6 protein-coding genes are annotated in these 8,593 nt (G+C 69.0%); 2 read left to right on the top strand and 4 right to left on the bottom strand.

Annotated features, from left to right (window positions below; all coding sequences use genetic code 11):
* The first annotated feature begins 236 nt into the window (after positions 1-236).
* Positions 237-2,363 (top strand): acid phosphatase, encoded by a 2,127-nt coding sequence (acpA, locus tag GTP90_RS33755; RefSeq protein WP_161087614.1) that lies wholly within the window; start codon positions 237-239, stop codon positions 2,361-2,363.
* A 92-nt stretch (positions 2,364-2,455) separates the two neighbouring features.
* On the opposite strand, the gene GTP90_RS33750 is transcribed toward acpA, so the two are convergent.
* On the bottom strand, positions 2,456-2,896 hold the full coding sequence (locus GTP90_RS33750; protein WP_161087613.1) for a hypothetical protein: 441 nt from the start codon (positions 2,894-2,896) through the stop codon (positions 2,456-2,458).
* A 332-nt stretch (positions 2,897-3,228) separates the two neighbouring features.
* Here GTP90_RS33750 and GTP90_RS33745 point away from each other — a divergent pair, with 332 nt between their 5' ends.
* Entirely contained in the window at positions 3,229-3,864 is a 636-nt protein-coding gene (locus GTP90_RS33745) for a retropepsin-like aspartic protease family protein (RefSeq protein WP_254452172.1), read from the top strand.
* 16 nt (positions 3,865-3,880) lie between these two features.
* Here the strand turns inward: GTP90_RS33745 and GTP90_RS33740 are convergent, their stop codons facing one another.
* The 3 genes from GTP90_RS33740 to GTP90_RS33730 form a co-directional block, all read right to left on the bottom strand.
* Positions 3,881-7,012, bottom strand: a complete 3,132-nt coding sequence (locus GTP90_RS33740; protein WP_161087612.1) for a CusA/CzcA family heavy metal efflux RND transporter — start codon at positions 7,010-7,012, stop codon at positions 3,881-3,883.
* A gap of 13 nt (positions 7,013-7,025) precedes the next feature.
* Positions 7,026-8,315, bottom strand: a complete 1,290-nt coding sequence (locus GTP90_RS33735; protein ID WP_161087611.1) for an efflux RND transporter periplasmic adaptor subunit — start codon at positions 8,313-8,315, stop codon at positions 7,026-7,028.
* Positions 8,308-8,593: TolC family protein (locus tag GTP90_RS33730; protein ID WP_161087610.1), on the bottom strand; the 286-nt coding region annotated here is incomplete at its 5' end. The genes GTP90_RS33735 and GTP90_RS33730, both read right to left, overlap by 8 nt.

Below are 8,593 nucleotides of genomic sequence, written 5' to 3'. Positions count from 1 at the left end.
GGCGGTGGCGGGGGCCGGAACGGCGGGCGCGGCGGCGGGCGGCTGCTGGTGGCAGGCGGCCAGCAACGCGGCGGCCAGGGCAAGTGAGATCCTTTTCATGCCGCAAGCCTAGCAGCGCGACATGACCGCTACATGACAGATAGGAAAGGATACATGACGAAACATGAAAATTCATCATCCTGAAATATTTCAAACCTAGCATGGGCCGCTTCGATACCCACCCACAAGGCAAGAACATGAAACTGAACCCGATGCGCCCGCTCCCCCTGATGCTGATGGCTATCGGCCTGGGCGCCGGCCTGATCGCCTGCGGCAGCTCGTCCGACAGCGTGCCCGCGCTCCGTGGCCAGGTGGTCGGCAGCTACTATGAAAACGCCGTGGTGTGCCTGGAGAGCGCCACCGTCAAGCTCAGCTGCGACAGCGGCGCCTCGTCCGTGCGCACCGGCGCCGACGGCAGCTTCGCGCTGACCGGCACCAACAAGGGCGCGCTGCTGGTCACCGTCGGCACCGACGCGATCCGCCACGACGCCGTCGGCGACGCCGGCGTCAAGGTCGCGCAAAAGCTGGTGTTCCGCGCGCCGGACGGCCACGGCGCCATTGTCGGCGCGCTGTCGACCGAGCTGGCCGCGCTGATGGACGCCAACGGCGGCGACTTCGCGGCCGCCAGCGCCAAGCTGGCCGCCAAGCTGGGCGTGGCCGAAGCCAACCTGCTGGCCGACCCCAACAAGGTGAGCGGCGACGACCAGGCCAAGCTGAAGGCCGAAAGCGCCGGCGTGACCGACGTCATCGCCGCGGCCAGCGCGCAGGCCGCGCCGGCCGACATGGCCGCCGCGCTCAGCAGCGGCCTGGCGCTCAACAACATCAAGACCATCGTCGTCATCTACGCCGAGAACCGCGGCTTCGACAACCTGTACGGCCTGTTCCCCGGCGCCAACGGCGTGCCCGGCGTGAACCCGACCTCGACCAGCGCCTACGTGCCGCAGAAGGACTTCGACGGCAGCACGCTGCCGACCCTGCCGCCGACCTGGGGCGGCATGACGGCGGCCGGCCAGAGCGTGGTGATCTCGCAGGCGCAGACCGTGGGCATGGCCAACAAGCCGTTCCAGATCGACGACGCCAACAGCCCGCTGTACCTGGCGCCGACCACCATTACACGCGACCTGGTGCACCGCTTCTACAACAACCAGATGCAGATCAACGGCGGCGCCAACGACAAGTTCGCCGCGTACTCCGACGCCGGCGGCCTGACCATGGGCTACTACGACGGCAGCAAGATGAAGATGTGGGACATCGCCAAGCAGTATGCGCTGGCCGACAACCTGTACATCGGCGCCTTCGGCGGTTCCTTCCTGACCCACCAGTACCTGATCTGCGCCTGCGCGCCACAGTACCCGAACGCCGACACCTCGGTAGCCAAGGGTTCGATCGCCAAGATCGACGTCGACGCCAAGGGCAACTTCGTGCGCCTGACGCCGTCGGCCACCGCGCCGTCCAGCGTGCTCAATGGCGCGCCGGCCTACGCCAACGACGGCGCCATCACGCCGGCCGACGCCAGCGGCATGTTCTACGCGGTCAACACCATGCAGCCGCCGTACCAGCCGAGCAGCAACAGCTACGCGGCCGACGACAGCACCCGCCTGTACGCCGACACCACCAAGGCCAACACGCTGCCGCCGCAGACGCAGAAGAACATCGGCGATCTGCTGAGCGGCAAGAACATCGACTGGGCCTGGTACGCCGGCGCCTGGAAGGACACCACCGCCGCCACCACCGCCGCCCCGCGCGGCGCCAACGGCAACCCGCCCAACTTCCAGTTCCACCACCAGCCGTTCAACTACTTCGCCAACATGGATCCGGTGAAGAACGCGGCCTATCGCGCGGCGCACCTGAAGGACTACGACAGCCAGTTTGTGGCCGACGTCGCCAACGGCACCTTGCCGCCGGTGGCCTTCTACAAGCCGCAGGGTAACCTGAACCAGCATCCCGGCTACGCCAGCGTGGCCGACGGCGACGCCCACATCGCCGACGTCATCGCCAAGCTGAAGAAGAGCCCGCAGTGGAAGAACATGCTGGTGATCGTCACCTACGACGAGAACGGCGGCTTCTACGACCACGCCAGCCCGCCAAAGGGCGACAAGTGGGGTCCGGGCACGCGCGTGCCGGCGATCATCGTTTCGCCGTACGTGAAGAAGGGCGTGGACCACACGCAGTACGACTCGGCCTCGATCCTGCGCGCCATCACCCGCCGCTTCAGCCTGCCGGTGCTGGATGGCCTGAGCATGCGCGACAAGGCGCTGGCCGCCAACGGCGCCAAGCCGATGGGCGACTTCAGCTCCGCGCTGGCGCTGACGCCGCAAGAGTAAGCGCCCGCCGCCGCGCCAACGCCAGCCCTCGCGGCTGGCGTTGGCGCTGGCGCTGGTGCTGGCGTTTTTGCGGCGGCGGCTAAGCCAAGCGGCTACGCCGGCGGCCGGCATCGGCGCGCGAGCTTCCAGGTCGATTCGCCGGGAAATCTCACCCAGATGTTGTGCCAGGCGTTGCGCGTGCCGCAGCCGCTGGCGTTGGCCAGCCGCGATGGCGTGGTCGGGTTGCCACTGCTCAGGATGACTTCGTCCTGCACTTGGGCGTAGGTGCTTTTGCCGCCAAAGGTGGTGCGCAATTCAGTGCCGTTTGGCAGGAAGAGCTGCTTCCATTGATAGCCTTTGCCGACTTCGGGCGCTACGGCTGGTGCGGCGGCGGCTTCGGCGAGGCCCGCCGCGCCGGGCTGGCTGGCGACCCAGCCGCGGATCAGCTGGCACAGCGCGGCCTCGCTCTTCGGGCCGTACCAGCCTTCGTCTACCTGGTTCACCAGGCTGATTAACACATCGTCCGGTAAGTGGAGGGGTATAGGGTGGGGCATATTTTTTTCTCCGGCTCTAAAAGCTCTAAATCACTAGATTTCGGTAGATTTCGCTAGATTTCGCACTAATTTCTCTAATTTCGGCTCTAAAAACTCTAAAACATGGCGCGGCGGACTCTAATTTCTCTATTTTTTCCATGCCGCGCCCCTTTTTTAGAGCGATTTCTAGCGATTTAGTTCGATCTCTATAGATTTAGAGGGTTTAGAGCTTTTAGAGCCCCGCAAAAAATACCCCCCCTATGTACTCCCTTGCGTGAGGATTGGCGCATTTTTGCGCCGGCGATAAATGTTATGCTCAGCGGCAATTAGTTAATTCCCAAGATTTTCCGCCCATGACCATGCGCCACCCACTTTGTGCCTTAGCGGCCGGCTTGATCCTTGCCGGCCCCCGCGCCCACGCGGCCGATATCAACCTGGTGGGCGTGATCCGCGACCGCGCGCTGCTGACGGTGGACGGCGGCGAACCGACCAGCTACGCGATCGGCAGCACCATCGTGCCGGGCTCCCGCCTGCTGGCCGTGCACAACGACGGCGCCACCATCACCGAGCATGGCAAGCCGGTGACGATCGCGATGGGCCGCTATCCTGCATCGAACGGCGCGAGCCGGGCGCTGGTCCTGCGCGCGGATTCCTCCGGCCAGTTCTACACCAACGGCAGCATCAACGGCATGAGCGCGCGGATGCTGATCGACACCGGCGCCAACATCATCGCGCTGCCCGCGACGGACGCCAGCCGGTTCGGCATCGACTACCGCAAGGGCCGGCCCGGCACCGCGTCGACGGCCAACGGCGTCACCAGCGTCTTCCGCGTGCATATCGAGCGGCTGCGCATCGGCGAGACGGAACTGCGCGACCTTGAGGCCATGGTCCATGAAAGCGGCCTGCCCGTCATCCTGCTGGGCAGTAATTTCCTGGACCGCTACAGCATGCGCCGCGAGCTGCAGGAAATGATCTTGACCCCAAGGTAAACACCGCGGCCGGCCGCTAAGCCGCCGCGGCCCGCCCGCGCCGGTGCGCCAGCCGGTACAGCAGCGGCAGCACCAGCAAGGTCAGCGCGGTGGAGGACAGGATGCCGCCGATGACCACCGTCGCCAGCGGGCGCTGGACCTCGGCGCCGGTGCCGGTGGCGATGGCCATCGGGATGAAGCCGAGCGACGCCACCAGCGCCGTCATCAGCACGGGACGCAGGCGGCCCAGGGCGCCCTCGCGGATCGCCTGCTCCACCGTGCGCCCCTCCTCGCGCAGGCTGCGGATGAAGGAGATCAGCACCAAGCCATTCAGCACCGCCACGCCCGACAGCGCGATGAAGCCCACCGCCGCCGATATCGACAACGGAATGCCGCGCAGGGCCAGCGCCGCGACGCCGCCGGTCAGCGCGAACGGTATGCCGCTGAACACCAGCAGCCCGTCCTTCAGATTGCCGAACATCGCGAACAGCAGCACCATCACCAGCAGCAGCGCCACCGGCACCACCACCTGCAGGCGCCGCGACGCCGACTGCAGCTGTTCGAACTGTCCGCCCCAGGTGGTCCAGTAACCGGCGGGCACCCGCACCTGCTGCAGGCGCTTTTCAGCCTCCGCGACAAACGAGCCGATATCGCGCCCGCGCACATTGGCGCTGATGACCACGCGCCGCTTGCCGTCCTCGCGGCTGATCTGGTTCGGACCCGGCGCGATGTCGAAGGCCGCCACCTCGCCCAGCGGGATGAAGTTGGCCGCGCCGCCGTCGCCGCCGGCGCGCGGCAGCGGCACCGGCAGGCGCCGCAGCGCATCGAGGTCGGCGCGCAGCGCGTCGGGCAGGCGCACCACGATGTCGAAGCGGCGGTCGCCCTCGAACAGGGTGCCGGCCTGCTGGCCGCCGATGGCGGTGGCGATGGTGTCCTGCACGTCGGCCACATTGAGGCCGTAGCGCGCGGTGCTGGCGCGGTCGATCCGCACCGTCAGCACCGGCAGGCCGCCGGTCTGCTCGACCTTGACCTCGGTGGCGCCGTCGACCTTGCCCAGCGTGGCGGCGATGCGCGCGGCGGTCTCGCCCAGCACCGCCATGTCGTCGCCGAACAGCTTGACGGCGACGTCGCTGCGCACGCCCGATATCAGCTCGTTGAAGCGCAGCTGGATCGGCTGCGAGAACTCGAAGGCGTTGCCCGGCAGGCGCTCGGCGGCCTGGCGGATCGCGGCCACCAGCTGCGCGTGCGATTTCTTCGGCGCCGGCCATTGCGATTCCGGCTTGAGCATGATGTAGCCGTCCGAGACATTGGGCGGCATCGGGTCGGAGGCGATTTCCGCCGTGCCGGTGCGCGCGAACACGCGCTCGATCTCGGGGAACTGGCGCTTCAATCCCAGCTCCAGCTGCTGCTGCATGGCCACCGACTGCGTCAGGCTGGTGCCGGGGATGCGCAGCGCCTGGATCGCGAGATCGCCCTCGTTCAGGCTGGGCACGAACTCGCTGCCCAGCCGCGTGGCCAGCAGCACCGACAGCGCCACCGCGATGCCGGCAAACGCCAGCACCACCGGCGTGGCGGCCAGCGCGCGCTCGAGCAGCGCCGCGTACCACACGCCGACGCGGCGCTGCTGCTTCTCCACCACGTGCTGGCCGATGAACAGCGCCACGGCGGCGGGGATGAAGGTGACCGACAACAGCATGGCGCCGGCCAGCGCCAGCACCACCGTCAGCGCCATCGGATGGAACATGCGGCCCTCGACGCCGGTCAGCGCGAAGATCGGCAGGTAGACCACCATGATGATCAGTTGCCCGAACAGCAGCGGCCTGCGGGCCTCGCGCGCGGCGGCGAAGACTTCGTCGAAGCGCTCGGCGCGCGTGAGCACGCGGCCTTGGCGCGCCTGCGCGTGGGCCAGGCGCCGCACGCAGTTCTCGACGATCACCACGGCGCCGTCGACGATGATGCCGAAGTCCAGCGCGCCCAGGCTGAGCAGGTTGGCGCTGACCTGGTACGCGACCATGCCGGTGAAGGTGAACAGCATCGCCAGCGGGATCACCAGCGCGGTGATCAGCGCCGCGCGGATATTCCCGAGGAACAGGAACAGCACCGCCACCACCAGCGCCGCGCCCTCCAGCAGGTTGCGCTTGACCGTGCCGATCGCCTTGTCCACCAGCGTGGTGCGGTCGTACACGGTGACGGCGTGCACGCCGGCCGGCAGGCTGCGGTTGATGTCGGCCATCTTGCGGTCCACCGCCTGCGACACGGTGCGGCTGTTCTGGCCGACCAGCATGAAGACGGTGCCCAGCACCACCTCGCGGCCGTTCTCGGTGGCGGCGCCGGTGCGCAGCTCGCGCCCGAGCGCCACCTGCGCCACGTCGCGCACGCGCAGCGGCACGCCGCCGGCGTTGGCCAGGATGATGTCGCCGATGTCGTCGAGCGAGCGCACCTGGCCGGGCGCGCGCACCAGCAGCTGCTCGCCGCGCTTCTCGATGTAGCCGGCGCCGGCGTTGCCGTTGTTGCGCTCGAGCGCGGCCACCACGTCGCGCAGCGCCAGGCCGTGGGAGGCCAGCCGCTGCGGATCGGGCGCCACGTGGTACTCCTTGGCGTAGCCGCCGATGGCGTTGACCTCGGCCACGCCGGCCACGTTGCGCAGCTGCGGCTTGACGATCCAGTCCTCGATCTCGCGCAGGTCGGCCGGCGTATAGGGCGAGCCGTCGGGCTTTTTCGCGCCCGGCCTGGCCTCCACCGTCCACAGGTAGATTTCACCCAGGCCGGTCGACACCGGCCCCATGGCCGGCGCGACGCCGGCCGGCAGCTGCGCGCGCGCCTGCTGCAGGCGCTCGCCGACCAGCTGGCGCGCGAAGAACAGGTCGGTGCCGTCCCTGAAGACCACGGTGACCTGCGACAGGCCGTAGCGCGACAGCGAGCGTGTCTGCTCCAGGCCGGGCAGGCCGGCCATCAGCGTCTCGATCGGGAAGGTGACGCGCTGCTCGGTCTCCAGCGGCGAGTAGCCGGGCGCCGGGGTGTTGATTTGCACCTGCACGTTGGTGATGTCGGGCACGGCGTCGATCGGCAGCTTCTGGTAGTTGTAGACGCCGAGGGCGGCCATGGCGGCCACCGCCAGCAGCACCAGCCAGCGCTGGGCGATGGCAAAGCGGATCAGTCGTTCAAACATGGTGTCCCCCGTTTCAGTGCGCATGTTCGGCGCCGTCCTTGCCCAGTTCCGCCTTGAGCACGAAGCTGCCGGCGGCCGCGTAGCGCGCGCCGGCCGGCAGGCCCTGGACGATCTCGGTCAGCTTGCCGTCGCTGCGGCCGGGCGTGACCGGCTGCGCGCGGAAGCCGCCCGCCTCCTTGACGAACACCACCGGCTTGCCGTCCACGGTCTGGATGGCGTCGGCCGCCACGGCGACGGCGGCGTCGCCGGCCGCGTTGGCGCTGGTGGCGCTAGCGCCGGCGGCCCGGCCGGACGGCACGTCGACGCTGACGAACAGGCCGGGGCGCCAGGCGCGGTCGGGATTGGCCAGCGCCACGCGGGCCTTGGCGGTGCGGGTCTGCTCGCCCAGCAGCGCACCGACGTAGGTGATCTTGCCGCTGGCCTGGGCGTCGAAGGCGGAGGCCTTGACCAGCACCGTCTGGCCCACGCGCACCAGCGCCAGGTCGCGCGGCGGCACGGCGATCTCCGCCCACACTTGCGACAGGTCGGAAATGGTGAAAACGGCGGCATCCTCCTTGACCGCCTCGCCCAGCGCGAGGTGCTTCTCCATCACCACGCCGTCGAACGGCGCCCGCAGTTCCAGGCGGTTCAGCTGCGCGCCGCCGGCAGCAGGGCCCGCGCCCGCGCCCGCGCCGGCGCCGATGGCGTCGAGCTTCTGGCGCGCGTTGCGCACCGCGATCCCGGCTTCGCTCTGCGCCTGCCTGGCTTGCAGGTAGTCCTGTTCGGCGGAGATCTTGTCCTGCCACAGCCGGCGTTCGCGCTCGAAGGTGGTGGTGGCCAGCGCCAGCCGGCGTTCGGCCGACAGCAGCTCGCTGCGCTGCTCGGACAGGGCGCTGCTGGCGATCACCGCCAGCACCTGCCCGCGCCTGACGTTCTGGCCCAGCTCCGCGCGCACGCTGGTGACCACGCCGGCCAGCTTGGGCACGACGTGCGCGGTGCGGTCCTCGTTGAAGCGGATCTCGCCCGGCAGCGTGATGGCGGCATCGATCCGCGCCGGCGCCGCCACGGCCAGCACGATGCCGGCGGCCCTGGCCTGCGTGTCGTCGAGCGCGATCTTGTCCGGCGGCGCCTCGGCAAGTCCGCCCTGCTCCGGCGCCGCCTTGTCCGCGTGCGCCGACGGCGCCTGCTCCGCGTGTTCCGTGCGCTCCGCCCCACCCGCCTGCGCGGCCGTGCCGGCGCCGCGCCGGGGCACCAGCATCAACGCCGCTAGCAACAGTCCAATGATCGCCATGACGGCGATGGTGATTTTCTGCGTTTTATTCATGGTCTTCTCCGAGGATGCGGTCGATGGCGGCCAGCGCGCGGTGCGCGTCCGCCAGCGCGTTCAGATATTGGGTTTGCGCCTGCAGCAAGGTGCGCTGGGCGTCGAGCACGTCGAGGAAACCGAACTTGCCGTATTCGAAACCGGTGCTGGCGGCGTCGTAGGCGCTTTGCGCGCCGGGCAGGATGTCGTCGCGCAGGGCCTGCGCCTGCTGGCGGGCGACCTCGAACTCGCCGCGCGCCACCGCCAGCTCGCCCTCGAGCCGCAGCGCGGTGGCGGCC

The organism is Duganella vulcania (assembly GCF_009857655.1).
GTDB classification, from domain to species: Bacteria; Pseudomonadota; Gammaproteobacteria; order Burkholderiales; family Burkholderiaceae_D; genus Rugamonas; species Rugamonas vulcania.
Note: the sequence above shows the minus strand (reverse complement) of the source record. Positions and strands in the feature narration are given on the sequence as shown.

Excerpts from the sequence above, each read along its gene's own strand:
- acpA (WP_161087614.1), top strand. The coding sequence starts at position 237 with ATGAAACTGAACCCGATGCGCCCGCTCCCCCTGATGCTGATGGCTATC.
- GTP90_RS33750 (WP_161087613.1), bottom strand. The coding sequence starts at position 2,896 with ATGCCCCACCCTATACCCCTCCACTTACCGGACGATGTGTTAATCAGC.
- GTP90_RS33745 (WP_254452172.1), top strand. The coding sequence starts at position 3,229 with ATGACCATGCGCCACCCACTTTGTGCCTTAGCGGCCGGCTTGATCCTT.
- GTP90_RS33740 (WP_161087612.1), bottom strand. The coding sequence starts at position 7,012 with ATGTTTGAACGACTGATCCGCTTTGCCATCGCCCAGCGCTGGCTGGTG.
- GTP90_RS33735 (WP_161087611.1), bottom strand. The coding sequence starts at position 8,315 with ATGAATAAAACGCAGAAAATCACCATCGCCGTCATGGCGATCATTGGA.